The organism is Thalassovita sp. (assembly GCF_963691685.1).
In the GTDB taxonomy this organism is placed as follows: domain Bacteria; phylum Pseudomonadota; class Alphaproteobacteria; order Rhodobacterales; family Rhodobacteraceae; genus Thalassobius.
Genome location: NZ_OY829290.1, coordinates 872436 through 889812 on the forward strand (window position 1 = coordinate 872436; position 17377 = coordinate 889812).

Genomic DNA, 17377 nt, shown 5'->3' on the forward strand with positions numbered 1-17377 from the left:
AAAGCAGTAATTTTGCTGGATCCCAAAAATCCGTTGATATTTCAAGAGGAAGCCAATATACCATCTGTCCATCAATGTCCTGAGGTGACTAACACTATTGATCAGCTAGCGTCACTTTTGGCGACCAATGGGTTTATAGTTTCTTTTCTATTGCCAAACCTTAAGGGTCAAGACTCATAATCAGTAGACTGCAGCCGCGATGTGAGCGATGGATGAAGCGAATACCTTTGGACAGAAGTCATAGCATGTAGCGACGCGCCGCCAATCTTAGAGTCTAGGATCAGGGCCCATTAATCAGCTTGAGGCTGACTTGGTTGCGTGACACACGTGCCCCCAAAAACGGGGGCATCATGAGCGATCTTTTCTGACTGAGCGACGAGCAGATGGCACGGCTTCAACCTTACTTTCCGAGGAGCCGTGGCAAGCCGCGTGTCGATGACCGGCGCGTTTTTAGTGGGATAATCTTCATAAATCAAAATGGGTTACGATGGTGAGATGTGCCGAAGGAATACGGCCTACCGAAGACGCTTTACAATCGCTGGAAGCGTTGGAGCGAGATGGGCGTGTTCGCCAGGATCTTCGAAGGACTGGCCGCTGAGGCGGCAAATCAGAAGACCATCGTGATCGACGTGACCTATCTCAAAGCCCACCGCACGGCATCAAGCATGCGCGGCAAGAAGGGGGGGGCGCTGTCGGCCGATCGGGCCGAATGGCTTCTGGTAGATCGCGGATATGACGCGGACTGGTTCTGCGACGCCCTGAAAGACAAGGGGATCAGGCCATGCATCCCGGGCCGCAAGTCGCGCGGAAAGCCTGTCAAATACGACAAGCGCCGCTACAAAAGCCGCAACCGCATCGAAATCATGTTCGGCAGGCTGAAGGACTGGCGCCGGGTCGCGACACGCGACGACAGATGTCCGGTGGTCTTCCTCGCTGCCGTGGCCCTCGTCGCAACCGTCATATTCTGGCTGTGAAAATCAATCAGGCTGGAGCCTAGGACTGTTCTTGTCTGGAAGAGAGCTCCCTGCGCATCTTTTGAAAATGTGAAGAAATCTCAGCGATTCCGAAGTTGGCATGTATCGCGCAATGCGTTGCGATCGACAGGTGATCAGATGAGATGTTGCTCTTTGCCCTCACACTCCGATTATTCAGGTATCTTTCTGGAATTTTAATATATTTCATTCCCCATGTTTTAAAAAGCACAACTTCTGACCAACATTCTGAAAATATTTTTAAGGAATGATGCCGACGGTCCCTCGAAATTCTTAAAAATGTTGCGCGTACTGCGGGCCTGCTTCCCTCTAATATTTGAGTGTAGCCCATCTCAGACCTAAGTAAAACGCCCCGGACACCACATTTCTTATTGTTTTTTTCAGATATTGACACAATGGCTTGGTCTTCAGCTTCTCCAATCGAGTGCTTCGCCACACTGCAATATACTAAGCGATAGTTTTCAATCTTCATTAGGTTCACCTTTTGTGTAATAGCTTTTATTTCTCAAATTTGTCACGGGCATAAAAGTTTATCCCTATTTTTGAGATCTATTTACCCGACCTAAAGTCGTTTACATTTTGGTGCGCAACTTGAAACTTTCGGAATATCTGACGATCCCAGTGAGATCGTCAGACAGCACAAACACATTCTAAAGGACCGAATAATTATTCCGGTATCTGTAGATTCAAGAAACTCGTTTCGCTCCTAAAAGTTCACTCCTAGGCCAACACCATCCTCAAAATCTTTCCTGTTTTGTGCGAGGCTTGGATCCGGAATAAGTCCAAAATGGGTGAAAAACCCATTCTCACCTGATAGTTCGTCAGAAAGCACTGTTTTGACATATTTGCTTACCGATGGTTTGGAAATTTTAGAGCTGTCACTAAGGTAAAAGAAGAGTGGTCGAGACAGCTGGTACGAGCCATCTGCAATATTTTCTATCGTTGGTTCCTCAGTGTTGAAGGATACGGCTGTTACATCATCACTATTGACACTGTAGATACCAAAACTGACCAAACCAATTGCAGTTTGCGAACCTGTCAGTGATGCCCAGACAGCTTTGCTACCACCCTCAGGTTCAGTAGTGAAAGGAGCTGCTCTAATACGAGTGCAAAGTTTCGCAGCTTCCTTTTTGTTTCCTTCCACCTTTAGCAATAATGGGTAGCCCCCTGAAAGTGGTCCACCAACTGGGATAGATTATCCCGCAAATTGGAGGATCAGTGATGGCTGCGAAACGAGAGAAGCCCGAAGAGATCGTGTCGAAGCTTCGGCGGAATATTATTTGCGCGTCTTGCGACGGATGCCTTTGACCAGCTTGTCAGCCGCGTCCTTCCATGTTCCGGATTTCTTGTTCATCTTCGCTCCATAATGGCTGCGATGAACCAGAAACCCTCCGTTACGAAAACCTCAAATCTGTCCCGTAGGTGCTGACGTCAGACACATGATGAGCATACCACGAACTCGGGGAGCAGCTCAACCAATAGTTCACCAACAATCAAACTGGACCACCTATGTGGGGCTGATCACTTCACTGGCTCATCTTCTTCGTCCTTTCGGACTCCAGATTGATGGCTTATGTGCGTCAATGCCTCATTTGGTTTTGCAGAACCTTCTCAAGGGTTGCTATCTTGCATGGCTTGATCATCCATTCGTCCACCCCAAGTCGCTCAAAGTCAATAGTATCCTGTTGCGAAAACCCCGCCGATAAAATGACTGTTGTGGTTTTGCAGCCGAGACTTCGAGCTTCAAACCTCCTAATCTCTTGTATGAGTTCCAGTCCCGACATCATGGGCATATTAAGATCGGTTACTACAGCTGCGAACTCTTGCTCCTTCCAAAGTGAGAGCGCGCGCTCGCCGCTTTGCGCACTTACTACTGAGTAACCTAATCGAGTTAGTTGAGTAGAAAGTACTTCGCAGTTAAGTTGATTGTCATCGACGATTAGAACTGTGGATTCAGACTTTTTGATGAGACTAATCTCATCCAGTGAGGGAGCCTCCTTTACCAATTGGCTATGTTGAGTTTTTTTGATACTCCTATTTGTCGCAAGATGACTTTGAAAGTCTATCTGATCTGTGAATGTTACGTTGTCAGCAAAGGCTCGATCAATACGCCCCGCAATTTGGCTAGACCTCAGGCAAAGTATTGACAGCCCAGGGTGACGATCAAAGGCTATATCAAGTACACGGTCATCAGCCTCAAGAATCTCAGCAGAAATGATCAGGAATTCGGGGTCCGTCTTTAACAAAAGTTCGGTAGTTACAAAATCGATATGACCCACGATTTCGATCTCCGACTTTCGATCTCCGAACATAAGGCTCAAACCTTCCCGCATGTCCTCAGATGGCGTGCCGACATAAACACTGCGCGGTAGAGTGGTCTGCATCGTACCGCATGACTGGGCCCCGATTGGAAGCTCTACACAGATATTGGTTCCCTGCCCTTCAACGCTGGCAACTGAAATTTGCCCCTCCATGAGTTGAATAAGACGAGAGGTTATGGACATGCCAAGCCCAGTTCCTCGTATCTGAGCATCCTGAGCTTTTGGAGCCTGCACATAAGGATTTAGAAAGCTCTCAACCAGTTGCGAACACATGCCAACACCGTTGTCTCTCACTTCGAATTTAACAGAATTGCGCGCTCCTGCGCGAACATAAATGCTCACCTCGCCCAATCTGTTGGTCAAGCTTTTATCAGAATATTTCACCGAATTGCTGATCAGATTGAGCAGAATTTGCCTCGTGCGGAGCGCATCAATCATCACTTCGGTAGGCAACTTGGGGTCCATGAATAGCTTCAGCGTTACTCCAAGTTTCTCTGCGAGAGGAGAAAGTGTCTTAGCTGCTGCTCTAGAAACTTCGCCCAGATTGGTCACTCGTGGAGAAATAGAAACCATGTTTGCGTCGATCTTGCTGCTATCGAGAATGTCGTCCACCACTTCCATGAGGCATTTTGCTGAAGTCTCAATCGTGCGTAGTTTCTCCAGCGCTTCTTTATCGACTTGGCTATCCTCGATAAGTTCCAAAGCGCCGAGTATGCTTATCATTGGGGTTCTGATCTCATGCGACATGTCTGCGATGAATTTGCCGCGTGCCTCTTCGCTTTTCTGGGCTGTCTTCATTGAGGCAATTAGCCTGGTAGAAGCGTTCTCGATCTTCGAACTGAAGAACCAAAGTTGAGCCACGATTGCTGCAGTTACCGTAGTGTAAATGCCCACTTTTACATAGGCGCTAGGAACCGTGTTTCCTCGCGGTGGAATTCCGAATATGTGGCTAACACCGAAGGACATGTCCAAGTAGGCATAGAGTGCCGCCATTGAGATTATCCCGAGTATTATACAGAATATTAGGGATTCTTTACGTGGTGAGTAAAAAAGAAAGGGAAACCCAAAAAGAACGAAATACATAACTTCTTGACCAATTTGCGTAGAGGAGTGTAACGACAATATTACTAGGATAGCGGTCGTGCCCATAACCCAAATAAATTTTGAGATCGCGACCTTTGATAGGTGGACCAAAAAGAAGCAAGTGATAGCTAATGGTACGGCGCTAAGAACAATTGTGGCAACGACCTGTTCTCCCAAGTATGTGAGCCAAAGAGACCATGGAAATGCCATAGACACCACAACTGCTATGGAGCATTTCAAAAGAGCAACACGGTTGATGCCTTCAGCACCTTTTTGGAAACGCACCAAATCCTTCTTTTGGCTTGCATCTGCATTGTTGGCCATGGGAATCACTCTTTATGTTTACGTTTAACCGATGAAGGTCTACCAGTTAAACACTCACGGGCAGAACTTACTCAAAAGCATAGTGTGGCGATTTGTCGGAAATTTTGTTAACGTTCTGTTTTTAAAATATTTTGACTTCTTTGGTTTGTACGGCGATATGCACTGCACACGGCTCGATTGAGGCCGACCTTGCGTAAGGTCATTTTTTGATTGTGCCCTGAGCCGCCTGTCCGTCTTCAGAAAATTTGGGACATCTGATCGCGTTTCGTTTTGGAGGCTCTGGCTCATCCGTTGTTAAGTTTATTTGGCAAAACCCTGCTGTCTTTGCGCGCGCCGAGGTTCGGGCGCCGATGGCGGGCATGGTGACCGAGTTGAGCCTGGAATCCGGCAACAGCTACGCCAATCGCGGCGCCATGCTGGTTGCATTGGCGCAACCGCTGGACCGGCCGCATGTGGCCTTTACCGTGCCGGTGTCACACATTGACCAGCTGCAGCCCGGCATGTCGGGGCGGTTGGTTTTGCCCAGCCTGCCGCAACGGGCGATGCCGGTGATTGATGTCACTGTGGCAGCGATTTCGCCGCGTGCGGTGCTGGATGACAGCGGCCAGCCCATGGGATACGCGGGGCGGGCGGATCTGTCGGCCGCGGCGGCGGAGCGGTTGCAAAGGGCGCTGGCGCAGCTGCGCCTGTCTGAGGACATGCCGGTGCAGCTGATCATTGAGGTGCGCCAGACAACCTTGGCCGAATACCTGCTAAAACCCTTTGCTGCGGCGTTCCGCAATGCCTTGCAGGATTAGACATAATAACGCCGCCCCGGGGGTCCGGGGCGGCGCTGCGACACGTGCGAGTGTCTGATCAGGGCTCAGGCCGCTTTACTGCTGGCCGGGGTGAAATCCACTTCATCCGCGTCATCTCCAAGATCCAGCGAAATCCCGGTGGATGACTGTGGCGTCGCAGCTGCGGCGGCAGGGGCCACCGGTACGGCAGGGGCGGCAGGTGCGTTTGCACTTGGCGCGGGGCTGTCAACCTGACCAGCCTCACCCAGATCAAAGACGCTGATGGCTTCGCGCAGCATCCGGGCCTGTCCCGCCAGTTCCTCGGCGGTCACCGAAAGCTCCTCAGAGGCGGCGGTGTTGGTCTGGGTGGAACAATCCACCTGGCCCACAACAATGCCGATCTGTTCGATGCCTTTGGTGATCTCGCTGTTCGAGGTGGAGATGTGGGACACCAGTTTGGAGGTATTGGTGATGCTTGGCACCAGATCATCCATCATGGTCAGCGCTGTCTGCGAGGATTCCACCGTCACAGAGGTCAGCGCATTGATCTCAGCCGCGGCTTCCTGACTGCGTTCGGCCAGCTTGCGCACTTCTGAGGCCACAACCGAGAAGCCACGCCCGTGATCGCCTGCCCGTGCGGCCTCCACCGCGGCGTTCAGTGCCAGCAGGTCGGTCTGGCGGGCGATTTCCTGCACCACCTGGATCTTCTCGACGATGCTGTCCATGTGTTTGGTCGCTTCTTTCACCGCCTGGCCACTGTTGCGCGCCATTTCTGCCGCTTCATTGGCCAGCGCTTCGGTCTGATGCGCATTGTCCGCTGTGCTGGAGATGCTGGCGGCGATTTCCTCAACCGAGGCCGAGGCCTCTTCCGTGGCGGAGGATTGGTTGATCGAAACCTCCTGCAGCTGGTTGGAGGTGGCGGAGATCTGGATCGCGCCGGCTGCTACGTTTGAGGCGGAACTGGTCACATCACCAACGGTGCGCCGCAGGTCTACGACCATCCGGTTCAGATCCGTCAGCAGCTCACCGATTTCGTCTTTACGGCTGTTTTCAACCGTTGCAGTCAGATTGCCGTCCGCCACCTGTTTGCTGAGCGTTTTGGCCGAATTCAGGCCGCGGCTGATGGAACGCACCATGCTGAAACCCACCAGAAGGCTGAACACCAGCGCACCGATGATGATGCCAACCAGTTCAAACCAGGCCAGGTTATATTCCTGTTCAGAACGCTGCACCTCTTCTTCAAGGATGATGCTTTCCTCTTCCGAGAAGTCATGGATCATCTTCAGGATGGCCTTGTCAAACTTGCCACCATCGATCACCAGTTTCAGCGCTGCCTCTTCCAGCTTGCCCTCTTTGAACAGGGCGATCACCTCGGCATTGACGGCCTCCAGCTGGGTGCGCAGCGCGACGAATTTGTCCAGCACCGCCACCTCTTTGGCCGAGGCATGGCCATAGGAGGTTTTGATCAGTTCTTCTTCTTCATGTTCCAGTTCTTCCAGTTCATGTTCGATCTGGTCATGCAGCGGGCCTTTGTCGATCATCACATAGTCCCGCATCAGGTTCTGAATGCGTTCTTGGATGATGGCCAGTTCATCAACGTCGCGCAGCGCTTGGAAATCTTCGTGCACGATCTTGTCGTTTCGATCTTTCAGGATGGCCATCTCTTTCAGGGAGATGACGCCGATAATGACAATAAGGGTTGTTAATACCGTAAAAGACAGAGCCAATTTGGCTTTGATAGATAGGGTCATACTGAATACTCGCACTAAGGGGGTCGGGGTCAGGGTCGTACAAGCGCGCCCTTTGGTGGAAAGAAAATCTCTCCTAAGACGCTTAAATTGTACTGCGGACTACAAAAGCGCATGTTTTAGATCTTGATTTATGTACATCGTAGACTAGTGCTCTTTCATCGTCTTCAATGATCTGTCTTTCAAAAAATGAAGTGCTCCACCATGCCAAGAAGCCGGCAATATAGGACAAAATCGCGCGCCCTCGACGCCCGGCATTGCCTGTTTGACATTAGCGCCTCTATTCGAAGAACTGAGACGCGTGATGTCTGATGATGGGGTTGCTCAAGCCACCATCCTCTTTGGGGGTTTGCCCTAGCTTAACCAAGTGGTCGCGGAAGGCGGCCGCGTCCGTCAGCGTAACCTTGTCGAAAGCTTTGCCATCAAGGTGAGCCTCTAACATACGGATGCTGCGCAAGTGCGCTCGGACGGTTATGGTTTCGAAGCGACTGCCTTAGGCTTGCCACTTATGCACGATCCGGTCATTCGCCAGATAGCAAACCGAGCTATCAAGCTTGGGAAGTTTCCCGCTATCAGTTGGGCAGTCACCATTACTTTCGCCTCCTCGCCTTCTTTCGCTCGCGATGTTCATCGACGCGATCCTCACCGCGCTCGTACTCGTCGGTCCCTGGAACAAAGTCTCGCAGCGGGTAACCCAGCATCAGGTCTTTGTCTTCGATGACAAAATCGCCCACATTTTCGCCCTCCCGATCAAGTTGATCAAAGATCTCAAACACATGCTCTTCGGACATATTTTTGTAAGATCGGATGTTTCTCTTATAAATATTGGTTACATCCTCACCTCCATGACCCATGTTCATGGACCAAACTTTATGTTCATCTACCCCCTTGCAGACGTCCACGCTTAGGCAACTGATACAGTGCTTCGCTGCATGCGGCGTAATCTGCTTAGCAAGTGGCTTGGAGGCAACTTTGAACCGATATTTCCCAATTATTTTGGTGTTTGGGTGAAGCTGACGGATTTTGCCGTTGTTTTCAAGCTCGGCGTAAGCCGCGTCAGCTGGCTTGGCGGCTTCGCGGTGCTTGCAGGCGTTATTGCGAAGATTTCCGGCGGTTTGTATCCGTTTGGGCCTGTTCAAGACACAGTTGTTGAGCCGCATTTGTCTCGATTTCCTTGTTTGGTCCTGAGCCTGCCCCAGTGAACTGGTCCGCCGCTATGTTTAGGAAACGGAGGACCACGCATGGCAAACAAGCGACCGAAGCCGGAAGAGATAGTTTCGAAGTTACGGCAAGTTGAGGTGTTGATGGGGCAAGGCATGTCCCGTCTGGATGCAATCAGACAGATCGGTGTTGTTGAACAAACCTATTACCGCTGGCGTAAGAAGTATGGCGGAATGGGTGTGGATCAATTGAAGGAGCTGAAGCGGCTTCAAAAGGAAAATGAACGGCTCAGAAGAGCTGTGTCTGATCTTACGTTGGACAAATTAATCCTGAAGGAAGCCGCAAAGGGAAATTACTAAGCCCCGCTCGCCGTCGTGCATGTATTGATCACGTTCGAAGCCAGTTCAAAGTATCGCAACGCAGGGCCTGTCGGGTTCTCGGGCAGCATCGCTCCACACAAAGGCATATCCCGAAAGGCCGCGCCGATGAGGATCGTTTGGTTGCTGACATGATCGAATTGGCCAGACAGTTTGGCCGCTACGGCTATCGGCGGATCGCGGCTCTGCTCAGAGAGGCGGGTTGGTCCGTGAGCGATGGTCGTGTCGAACGGCTATGGCGACGAGAGGGGCTAAAGGTTCCAGCAAAACAACCGAAGAAGGGGCGGCTCTGGCTGAATGACGGATCATGTGTTCGGCTGAGGCCCGAGTATCGGAACCATGTCTGGAGCTATGACTTCGTGCATTGCCGGACAGATGATGGAAAAGTCTTCAGGACGCTGAACATCATTGATGAGCACAGCCGGGAATGTTTGGCGATTAAGGTGCAGCGCAAATTGAACTCGACAGATGTGATCAATGTTCTGACAGACCTGTTCATCCTGCGCGGCGCTCCGGCATTCATCCGGTCGGATAATGGCCCTGAGTTCGTTGCACAGGCTGTTCGGGACTGGATCACCGCCGTCGGCGCGAAGACCGCCTACATCGAGCCAGGGTCACCCTGGGAAAACGGATATTGCGAAAGCTTCAACGGGCGGATGCGGGATGAACTTCTCAACGGCGAGGTATTCTACAGCCTGCGCGAAGCGCAAATCCTGATCGAAGAGTGGAGGAAACACTACAACACAAAAAGGCCCCACAGTGCATTGGGCTACAAACCACCAGCTCCTGAAACCATCATTCCGATGGATCAGAGGCCGATCATGCACTAACAATCAAAATGGACCACTCAGATGAGGCTGCTCAGTTCCAATCGCGTCAGACTTCGGAACTTGCCGTACAGGCTTTGCTCCCTCTCGTGACATTGCTGCGCAATGCACTGCCGGGCAATGGATGGCTATTTGGCGACGCAAGCCCGGTCCAGGTTTGTTAATCCAATCTGATCAGGGCGCGCAATTCACAAGCAGAGAATGGGCCGCCTTCCTACGCGACCACAATCTGGAACACTCGATGAGCCGCAGGGGCAACTGCCATGACAACGCAGTGGCCGAGAGTTTCTTTCAGCTCTTGAAGCGGGAGAAAGTCAGGCGGCGAAAATACCGCACCCGCGAGGAAGCGCGACGCGATGTCTTTGAATACATCGAGCTGTTCTACAACCCAAAACGCAAGCACACGAACAACGGCATGCTGTCGCCCCCTCTCACACATGCTTTGCATGTGTTTCCGGCAATGGTTGACTTTGAAGAGAGACAGCTCAAACTGGAAAAGGCAGGTGTCTAGGATACTAGGGGCACCTCAATTTCACGTTAGGTTACGGGCGTGGAACCTGAAAGTGATTTCCGCAACAGTATCGTCATCTTCGTCTGTCAAGTTGACCTTGGCATCGAATTCCGCGGTGCCAGAGTTCTCGAGGCTGGCATTGACTTCGTCTAGTGTTGCCCTAACTTCCGAGACTGCTTCGATCTTTCCCCTCGCCTTTTTCATGAATGCTACTTCGGCGCTCGAAACCACAATGATAAGCTTTGTGATTTTGTTGAAAAGAAGTGCAGTCAGCTCCCCGGCAGCGGTCGTTTCAGCTAGGGTAAACAATGCGCCAGCGTGTACGCTCTTGATGTGATTTTCGATTTCCCGTCGTTGATCGAGCGACCCCGCACCTCCGGTTGCGTTGGCTTGAGTAAGAGCGACCCCCACGTGCTCTGCAAATGGGACCGTTTTAGGCAGTTCATTGAGTATGAGCGCTTCCATTGAGTTGGGCTTCCTCTTTATTAAGCGGCGTTGAAGAGGGATGCAGTTGCGTTGTTGAGCACTCCGGTGCCCGACAGGAATTGACCGCCATCCACGATCATCGTGGTTCCAGTAGTGTAAGACGCAAGCGGTGATGCTAGGAAAACCGCTGCTGCGCTGATATCTTCAGCTCGGCCGAGACGGCCCATGGGTATCGTGTCAATTAGTGTTTTATGTAATGAAGTGGCTGATAGGCGCGCCAGCCCTTCGGTGCCCTCGACGGGGCCAGGAACAATTGCATTGACCCGCACGCCGTCTTGTCCCCACTCAAGCGCCAATTGGCGCATCAATTGTTCAACGCCGGCTTTGGCGGCACCGGCATGTGCTTGAAATGCAAACGGCATGAACGCTTGTGCGGCTGAAATCATGAGCATCGAACCTGAAGTTTCTCGAAGTTGTCCGTAAGCCGCTTTGGCAGTGTTAAAGGTCCCGATTAGGTCAATGTCCACAACGGTCTTAAAGCCGTTTGGCGACATATCTTTCGCTAGGCAAAGAAAGTTTCCTGCGGCCCCCGCGACCACAATGTGAGCGGAGCCAAGGGCGGTTTTCGTGCCCTCAAGGAAGCTATCAACCGCTTCTGGTTCCCTTACGTCCGCCACACAGGCAAAAACTTCCGCACCAGTCTCTTTCAGCGTCGCCGCTGCCTTTTCGAGCTTTGATTGCGTCCTGCCGCAAATGGCGACGTTGGCACCGAGCTCTGCGAATGCTCTCGCAATCCCGAAGTTAATGCCGCTGCCACCACCCGTTACAACAACTGTTTTATCTGAGAAAATCCCGTCCGCTAGTATGTCTTGAAGCTTCATGACTTATCCTTTGTGTTGCGGGTTTCTTGATCATCTTCCCAATCATCAAACCTCGGTGGTTCTCCCAAAGGAGCTTTCTTTGGTAGGACCGAGGTTTCGACCATTTGAACGAATTGTTTGAGACTGCGCTCAAGAGCCGCTGGGTTTTCAGAAATGGGGAGGTTCAACATCATGCCCTGCATTTGGAACATGACGAGTTCGAATACGTCGGCGGGTTGTAGTCCGACCTTCGTAGGAACGAAGTAATGTGAAGCTGCCGCGCGAAAAACGTCATTGACCTTCCGGAAGCTTTTTCCAAAGTGTTCGGCAAGCGCCGGGTCCGTTCCAGATGCATTCAAAAATTCGAGCATAAGACGTCCTTCGGTGGTCATCATCACTTGCCGCCAGATCGACTCGATCAAACACCGCACTCTGTCCCCTTCATTCTCGAGATTCAGCATGGCCACGCCGAGCCGGCGAAAGATGTGATGACCTGCATCTTCCGTAGCAGCAGCTATCAATTGCTCTTTGGTCGAATAGTGATGAAGATGCGCGCCGCGTGTGAGGCCGGCTTCTTCCGTAATCTTTGAAATTGTGGCTTTGGCGTAACCGTCTCGAGCAACACAAACACGCGTCGCGGCTAGCAGCTTTTTGCGAGTTTCGCGAGAGCGGTCTTCCTGTTTGCGTCTGGGACGCTTCTGAGCATGGGTTGCGTTTTGGGTCATTTGCTTCTCTGTCTGTTCCCGACGCCCGTCGGTAGATGTTTGTCTAGTGAAAAGGTCAATGTCTGATCAGTTTCTAAATGGCTTGAACTGCGACCGCGCTGTTGGCGACGTCGACGACGATCTTGCCCCTAGTCTTCCATGTTTTGCTGGCGGCAAGCGCATTTGGTATGTCGGAAAACTGATAAACACTTCCTATGGTACTTTTGGCCAAACCATCCGAATGCCATTTGGCAATCCGAGCCAATTGGTCTGAACGCGTTTTTGCAAAAACTAGACGTACGCGCCGTTTCTTGAAGACTCCGAAGCCTGATAAAAAGGTCGTCATGATGGCTTGTCTCAGATGCGGAAAGGTGGGGATCGGTGTGACATAGACCCCGTCCCGAGCTAGCGCCGATTTGCATTTTGTAAACGAGGAGCGCCCTACAGCGTCAAGAACCATGTCTTGTCGTTTAAGGGTGCTGCAGAAGTCTGTGGTCTCGTAGTCGATGAATTCGTCGGCTCCGATGTCTCTGCAAAACGCCTCATTCTTTCCGCTAGCCACCGCGACAACATGGCAACCTATCGCTTTGGCAAACTGCACCGCAAAGGAACCAACGCCGCCTGCGGCGCCGTTGATGACGATTCTGTCACCAGGCGTCAATCCCGCTAGTGCTCGCAATGCGGTTTGCCCAGCACACGGGATTGCTGCAGCTACATCGTGGGCCACATTCCTTGGTTTAAGAGCAATCGATGCCTCGTCAACAACGACGTATTCTGCAAATGCGCCCATCTTCCACGAAAGTCCGAATACTTCATCGCCAATCTTCGTGTTTCTCACACGCTTACCCACCGCAACAACATGGCCACTAAAGTCACTGCCCAAAGTGATGGGGGGCTTGCCGATGAAAGCTTTGAATTGATAGCGGCCTTCCTGCAGTAACCAGTCGCGCGGATTGACTGAAGCTGCTTGGACCTGAACCAAAACTTGGTTCTTGCTCGGCTCAGGGCACGTGATGTTTTCAACTGATAGAACGTCCTTTTTGCCATATTTTCTGAGTCGTAGCGCCTTCATGATGCAATCTCCTTTACTTGTGAGGTGCTTGACCGCGGGGCGTACAGCGACGAACCGTCTGCGTGCAAGGCACGTAAACGAGCTGGAGGAGCAAAGCGCTCGCCGCTCTCTTCGCTCAGGTTTTCGAGTTGTTGAATGAGCTTTTCGGGGCTTGCGCTGTCAATAAACCGGGCGATCCCCCCGGTATGTGGGGCAAATCCCCAACCCAGTACCGAACCCAAGTCCGCGTCAATAGCGGACTTTACAACACCGTCGTCCATGCAATGCAGGGTTTCTACAGCTTGGATCAGCATCAAACGATCAGTAACCTGCTTCATGCTTGGTTGATCTGGGATGATAGGAAAGTGCTTGCCCAACCCATTCCACAGTCTTGGTTCGTTGCCTGTGTGGTCAAAAAAACCTTGGGCGGCCTTTTCTCCAGGCCTGCCGAGCGTCACCATCTTTCGAGCGACGTCAATTCCTGGGGGTTCTTGAAATGCTTCGCCGAGATCGACTGCAGATTGGGCAGCAATTTTCACAGCGAGATCGAGATTGACCATATCTGCCAGCCGGAGCGGCCCCATAGGCATTCCAGCGGACTTACCCGCGTTTTCGATCAGGGCGGGCTTCACTCCTTCGGACAAGAGAGCCATCCCTTCGGTGATGTACGACGAAACCACACGCGTCGTGAAGAAGGCCCGGCCATCGTTGACGTCTATTGGGGTTTTATTGATAGCTTTCGAAAAGTCAAAAGCGGCTGCAAGCGTAGAAGCATTTGTTTTCAAACCCGAAATTATTTCCAGAAGAGGCATTTTCTCGACCGGCGAGAAGAAGTGCAAACCAACAAAGCGCTCAGGATGATCGACATAATCTGCAAGTTCCGAAATCGGAATGGTTGAGGTGTTCGAAGCGATAATGGAGGAGTGGGATACCACATCGCAGATCGAGCGCAGGACTTGTTTCTTTACACCTTTGTCTTCGAAAACAGCCTCAACGACCAGGTCGCAGTCGCGAAGATCACCGTAGTTCGAACTAGTGGTAATCCTGGACATGTGTGCATGTGCCGACGCCTCGCAAATGAATCCTCGAGCAACTGTTTTTTTCAGCAAATCTTTTGAATACTTGGTAGCGCCGTCAGCTGTTTCTTGATCACGATCGATCACCACCACTTCAAGATCGCACTTCGATGCCTGGTAGGCGATACCCGCACCCATTAATCCAGCGCCAACGATGCCAACTTTTCGGAATCCACGAATATCGAAGCCCGTTGGCTTCTTTTCGAGAGCGTTTGCGCTGTTCAATCCGAAGAACAACGTTTGGATCATGTTACGTGCGACGTCTGTGCGCGCCATTTCAATGAAATTGCGCGCTTCAACTTTCAGGGCCTGATCGATGGGCATCTGCAAACCATGGTAGACGGAGCGCAAAATCGCAGCGGGAGCCGGGAAGTTTCCAAAGGTGTTTTTACGCGTCTGAGCGGCTGCCGCTGCCAGTATCGGGAGGTTCTTGGCGGTATGAATTTGTCCCGTGGGAACCCGGGCTGGTTTTTCATCCCAAGGCTGCTTGGCGCCTTGGTTGTTTTTAATCCAGACCTTGGCCGCGCTGATCACGTTGCCCGAATCCGCAAGTTCAGTGACGAGCCCGATCTTTAGCGCGGATTTAGGGCGGAACGATTTGCCGGTGCTGAGTGCCGTCACCGCATCGGTGAGCGGTAAAAGGCGCGACAGTCTTTGTGTGCCGCCAAACCCTGGCATCAGCCCGAGTTTTGCCTCTGGTAAGGACAGCTGGATGGCGCTGTCGTCCGCAACGATGCGGGCGTGGCACGCAAGCGCCATCTCGAGGCCTCCGCCCATCGCGTGCCCCTCGATGGCGGCAACAAAGGTTTTCCCGCTGCGTTCCATATCGAGCATCAGTTGGTTCATTCGCATGACCCGCTGGAACAGCAGGCCCGGTGGTAGCCCTGGAAACCTGAGCGCCATGTCCAAATCAGCCCCGACGTGGAATACGTCTTTGGCCGACGCGATGACACACCCGATCACCGACGTATCAGCCAGCACCGACCGGACCGCGTCCTCAAAGTCTGCGATGGATTGTTCGTCAAAGACGTTGACCTTCTGACCTGGCACATCCCAGATCATCGTCGCAATCTTGTCGTTGTCATACGAGACCATCACTGCTGTCGTCATTTGATCACCTCCCAACCCGTTCGATCACCATGGCGATGGCCTGTCCTGAGGCCGCACATAGTGTCGCAACGCCGACTTCCTTGTCGGATCGTTCCATTTCATCCAAAAGGGTTCCCAAAATCATCGCGCCCGTTGCGCCCAGTGGGTGACCCATGGCAATGGCGCCTCCGTTCACGTTCACGTTTTCATGGGCGACATTCGTCTTTTCCATGAAGAACATGGGAACCGCAGAGAAGGCTTCATTCACCTCCCAAAGATCGACGTCTTTGAACTGCATGCCGGCTTTGGCCAGAGCGAGGCGCGAGGCTTCGACCGGGCCGGTCAACATGATGGTGGGTTCTGAGCCAATCGAAACGCAGCTCACGACACGCGCTCGAGGTGTCAGGCCTTCCGTGTTTTGACTGGCATCGCTACCAATCAGGATGGCAGCGGCACCGTCGACGATTTGCGATGAATTGCCCGCGTGATGCACATGATCAATCGCCTCGGTCTCGGGGTATTTCTGCGACGCGACAGCGCCGAAGCCCCCCATGTCAGCCATTGCAGCGAATGATGGCTCCAATGCCCCCAACGACTGCATGTCGGCCTCCGGACGCATTGCCTCATCATGCTCCAGAATTGGGACACCATTCTGATCCTTTACTGTAACCACGCTGTTAGAAAAGTAGCCCTTCTGCCATGCGATCTTGGCACGGCGCTGACTTTCGACGGCGTAATTATCCACATCCTGACGCGAGTAACCCTCTTTCGTAGCGATTAAGTCCGCTGAAACGCCTTGCGGGATCATGAAGTGCGGAATTGCAACATCTGGATCGGTCAACGCCGGCATACCTGAGCCGCCCATTCCGACGCGAGACATCATTTCGACACCGCCTGCGACGGCGAGATCAATGTCACCTGCCTTCAAACGTGATGCAGCCAACCCGACCGCCTCGAGCCCGCTGGCGCAAAAACGATTGATCTGGACACCTGGTACCGCGTCGCCAAATCCGGCTGTCAACGCCGCCGATCTGGCGATGTCCGCAGCTTGATCCTTCACTGGATCGACACACCCTAAAATCACGTCCTCAACGGTGTCCGGAGCAAAGTCGTTACGCGCGGCCAAAGCGCGCAATGTGCCTGCAGCAAGAGCGATCGGCGCAACTTCGTGCAACGAACCATCCTTTGCCCTTCCCCGTCCCCGAGGCGTTCTAACCGCATCAAATATGTAAGCTTTAGCCATTCATCCTCTCCACGCGAACCCATGGCTGAACTTCGAGTTTTTGCTCAGCCCAGAAACCGTGATTCGCCAAATTCTTGAATTGGACATACTTACATGCATATCGTAACGCAAGTTATTAACGCAAAGCCTTCAACGCACTACCACACTGGGTCAGCCGAAATTCGATGCCATGGCCCGCAACGGAGGACGCGGGCGCGTATCAGTGACAGCTCAAAAAGGGAGGAAAGAATGAAACAGTTTGCAAGCGAGGCAGACTGCCTTGAAGTTGAAGGCGAGAGGCCGTGGCAAGCGCGTGAAGTGCCCGCAACGACCTACGGGCTGATAAGTCAGGCCCGGGCGAAGCATGCCCATTCTAATGCGCTGAGTTTTCAGATGTTTTCTGGGGAAAGAGACGTTGTGACCTGCCCCCCACTGGTCCCTCGTTCATGACGAGAGTCTGCGGGTTTGATTTTGGTAGTCGTCGGTTTCGGGCTTGGCAAGCGCGCCGGGCGCGGAGCCCTCAAATTGCTCAAGCGTCCGGCGCGCATCGGCCGGTGTTTTGTTCCCGAGCGATGAATGCGGCCTGACGGTGTTGTAATCGTAACGCCAGAGCGCCAGCTTCCGGCGGGCGTCGTCCAGGGTGTCAAATATCTCCTCGTTCAGCAGTTCGTCGCGCAGGCTGCCGTTGAATGAATCGATAAAGGCGTTCTGCTGCGGCTTCCCTGGGTCGATATAGTGCCACGGAATTGCGTTCTGATCGGCCCACCTCAGAATGGCCCGGCTCGTGAACTCTGTCCCGTAACACCTTCGGAATGATGCTGATTGATAG

Annotated in this window: 13 protein-coding genes and 3 pseudogenes; 4 read left to right on the top strand and 12 right to left on the bottom strand. The window is 52.5% G+C overall.

Annotation, left to right across the window (positions count from 1 at the left end; all coding sequences use genetic code 11):
- Positions 1 to 368 precede the first annotated feature (368 nt).
- Positions 369 to 974, top strand: a pseudogene (locus ACORLH_RS04280) (transposase).
- Between the two features lie 19 nt (positions 975 to 993).
- Here the strand turns inward: ACORLH_RS04280 and ACORLH_RS04285 are convergent.
- From ACORLH_RS04285 to ACORLH_RS04295, 3 genes are all read right to left on the bottom strand, one after another.
- Positions 994 to 1464: a BLUF domain-containing protein gene (locus ACORLH_RS04285; RefSeq protein ID WP_321831369.1), complete on the bottom strand. Its 471-nt coding sequence runs from the start codon at positions 1462 to 1464 to the stop codon at positions 994 to 996.
- 234 nt (positions 1465 to 1698) lie between these two features.
- Positions 1699 to 2145, bottom strand: coding sequence for a hypothetical protein (locus ACORLH_RS04290; RefSeq protein WP_321831370.1), 447 nt, complete (start codon positions 2143 to 2145; stop codon positions 1699 to 1701).
- A 427-nt stretch (positions 2146 to 2572) separates the two neighbouring features.
- Positions 2573 to 4720: a hybrid sensor histidine kinase/response regulator gene (locus ACORLH_RS04295; RefSeq protein WP_321831371.1), complete on the bottom strand. Its 2148-nt coding sequence runs from the start codon at positions 4718 to 4720 to the stop codon at positions 2573 to 2575.
- Between the two features lie 350 nt (positions 4721 to 5070).
- Here ACORLH_RS04295 and ACORLH_RS04300 point away from each other — a divergent pair, with 350 nt between their 5' ends.
- Positions 5071 to 5517: a hypothetical protein gene (locus tag ACORLH_RS04300; protein ID WP_321831372.1), complete on the top strand. Its 447-nt coding sequence runs from the start codon at positions 5071 to 5073 to the stop codon at positions 5515 to 5517.
- Between the two features lie 65 nt (positions 5518 to 5582).
- Here the strand turns inward: ACORLH_RS04300 and ACORLH_RS04305 are convergent, their stop codons facing one another.
- Entirely contained in the window at positions 5583 to 7247 is a 1665-nt protein-coding gene (locus ACORLH_RS04305) for a methyl-accepting chemotaxis protein (protein WP_321831373.1), read from the bottom strand.
- A 587-nt stretch (positions 7248 to 7834) separates the two neighbouring features.
- Positions 7835 to 8404: a hypothetical protein gene (locus tag ACORLH_RS04310; protein WP_321831374.1), complete on the bottom strand. Its 570-nt coding sequence runs from the start codon at positions 8402 to 8404 to the stop codon at positions 7835 to 7837.
- A gap of 81 nt (positions 8405 to 8485) precedes the next feature.
- On the opposite strand from ACORLH_RS04310, the gene ACORLH_RS04315 reads away from it, so the two are divergent.
- A protein-coding gene (locus ACORLH_RS04315; protein WP_321831375.1) for an IS3 family transposase occupies positions 8486 to 9612 on the top strand; the annotation gives its coding sequence in 2 pieces (ribosomal slippage) (positions 8486 to 8750 and positions 8750 to 9612; 1128 coding nt in all).
- 82 nt (positions 9613 to 9694) lie between these two features.
- A pseudogene (locus tag ACORLH_RS04320) lies at positions 9695 to 10120 on the top strand (DDE-type integrase/transposase/recombinase); the annotation flags it as partial.
- Positions 10121 to 10141: 21 nt separating this feature from the next.
- On the opposite strand, the gene ACORLH_RS04325 reads toward ACORLH_RS04320, so the two are convergent.
- The 7 genes and pseudogenes from ACORLH_RS04325 to ACORLH_RS04355 form a co-directional block, all read right to left on the bottom strand.
- The gene (locus ACORLH_RS04325; RefSeq protein ID WP_321831376.1) at positions 10142 to 10585 is read right to left on the bottom strand and encodes a PaaI family thioesterase; all 444 of its coding nucleotides are present in this window, start codon (positions 10583 to 10585) and stop codon (positions 10142 to 10144) included.
- Positions 10586 to 10605: 20 nt separating this feature from the next.
- Positions 10606 to 11427, bottom strand: coding sequence for an SDR family oxidoreductase (locus ACORLH_RS04330; RefSeq protein WP_321831377.1), 822 nt, complete (start codon positions 11425 to 11427; stop codon positions 10606 to 10608).
- On the bottom strand, positions 11424 to 12131 hold the full coding sequence (locus tag ACORLH_RS04335) for a TetR/AcrR family transcriptional regulator (RefSeq protein ID WP_321831378.1): 708 nt from the start codon (positions 12129 to 12131) through the stop codon (positions 11424 to 11426). Before ACORLH_RS04335 ends, ACORLH_RS04330 begins: the two co-directional genes overlap by 4 nt.
- A 73-nt stretch (positions 12132 to 12204) precedes the next feature.
- Complete coding sequence (locus tag ACORLH_RS04340) at positions 12205 to 13182, bottom strand: NAD(P)-dependent alcohol dehydrogenase (RefSeq protein WP_321831379.1); 978 nt, start codon at positions 13180 to 13182, stop codon at positions 12205 to 12207.
- Positions 13179 to 15347 carry an FAD-dependent oxidoreductase gene (locus ACORLH_RS04345; protein ID WP_321831380.1) on the bottom strand — a complete coding sequence of 723 codons (2169 nt, stop codon included), beginning with the start codon at positions 15345 to 15347 and terminating at the stop codon, positions 13179 to 13181. Before ACORLH_RS04345 ends, ACORLH_RS04340 begins: the two co-directional genes overlap by 4 nt.
- 4 nt (positions 15348 to 15351) lie before the next feature.
- The gene (locus tag ACORLH_RS04350; protein WP_321831381.1) at positions 15352 to 16569 is read right to left on the bottom strand and encodes an acetyl-CoA C-acetyltransferase; all 1218 of its coding nucleotides are present in this window, start codon (positions 16567 to 16569) and stop codon (positions 15352 to 15354) included.
- A gap of 423 nt (positions 16570 to 16992) precedes the next feature.
- A pseudogene (locus tag ACORLH_RS04355) lies at positions 16993 to 17346 on the bottom strand (integrase core domain-containing protein); the annotation flags it as partial.
- Positions 17347 to 17377: the final 31 nt, after the last annotated feature.

What these genes read in the sequence shown, in the direction of transcription:
- ACORLH_RS04285 (WP_321831369.1), bottom strand. Translation starts at nt 1,464, where the DNA reads ATGAAGATTGAAAACTATCGCTTAGTATATTGCAGTGTGGCGAAGCAC.
- ACORLH_RS04295 (WP_321831371.1), bottom strand. Translation starts at nt 4,720, where the DNA reads ATGGCCAACAATGCAGATGCAAGCCAAAAGAAGGATTTGGTGCGTTTC.
- ACORLH_RS04300 (WP_321831372.1), top strand. Translation starts at nt 5,071, where the DNA reads ATGGCGGGCATGGTGACCGAGTTGAGCCTGGAATCCGGCAACAGCTAC.
- ACORLH_RS04305 (WP_321831373.1), bottom strand. Translation starts at nt 7,247, where the DNA reads ATGACCCTATCTATCAAAGCCAAATTGGCTCTGTCTTTTACGGTATTA.
- ACORLH_RS04310 (WP_321831374.1), bottom strand. Translation starts at nt 8,404, where the DNA reads ATGCGGCTCAACAACTGTGTCTTGAACAGGCCCAAACGGATACAAACC.
- ACORLH_RS04325 (WP_321831376.1), bottom strand. Translation starts at nt 10,585, where the DNA reads ATGGAAGCGCTCATACTCAATGAACTGCCTAAAACGGTCCCATTTGCA.
- ACORLH_RS04330 (WP_321831377.1), bottom strand. Translation starts at nt 11,427, where the DNA reads ATGAAGCTTCAAGACATACTAGCGGACGGGATTTTCTCAGATAAAACA.
- ACORLH_RS04335 (WP_321831378.1), bottom strand. Translation starts at nt 12,131, where the DNA reads ATGACCCAAAACGCAACCCATGCTCAGAAGCGTCCCAGACGCAAACAG.
- ACORLH_RS04340 (WP_321831379.1), bottom strand. Translation starts at nt 13,182, where the DNA reads ATGAAGGCGCTACGACTCAGAAAATATGGCAAAAAGGACGTTCTATCA.
- ACORLH_RS04345 (WP_321831380.1), bottom strand. Translation starts at nt 15,347, where the DNA reads ATGACGACAGCAGTGATGGTCTCGTATGACAACGACAAGATTGCGACG.
- ACORLH_RS04350 (WP_321831381.1), bottom strand. Translation starts at nt 16,569, where the DNA reads ATGGCTAAAGCTTACATATTTGATGCGGTTAGAACGCCTCGGGGACGG.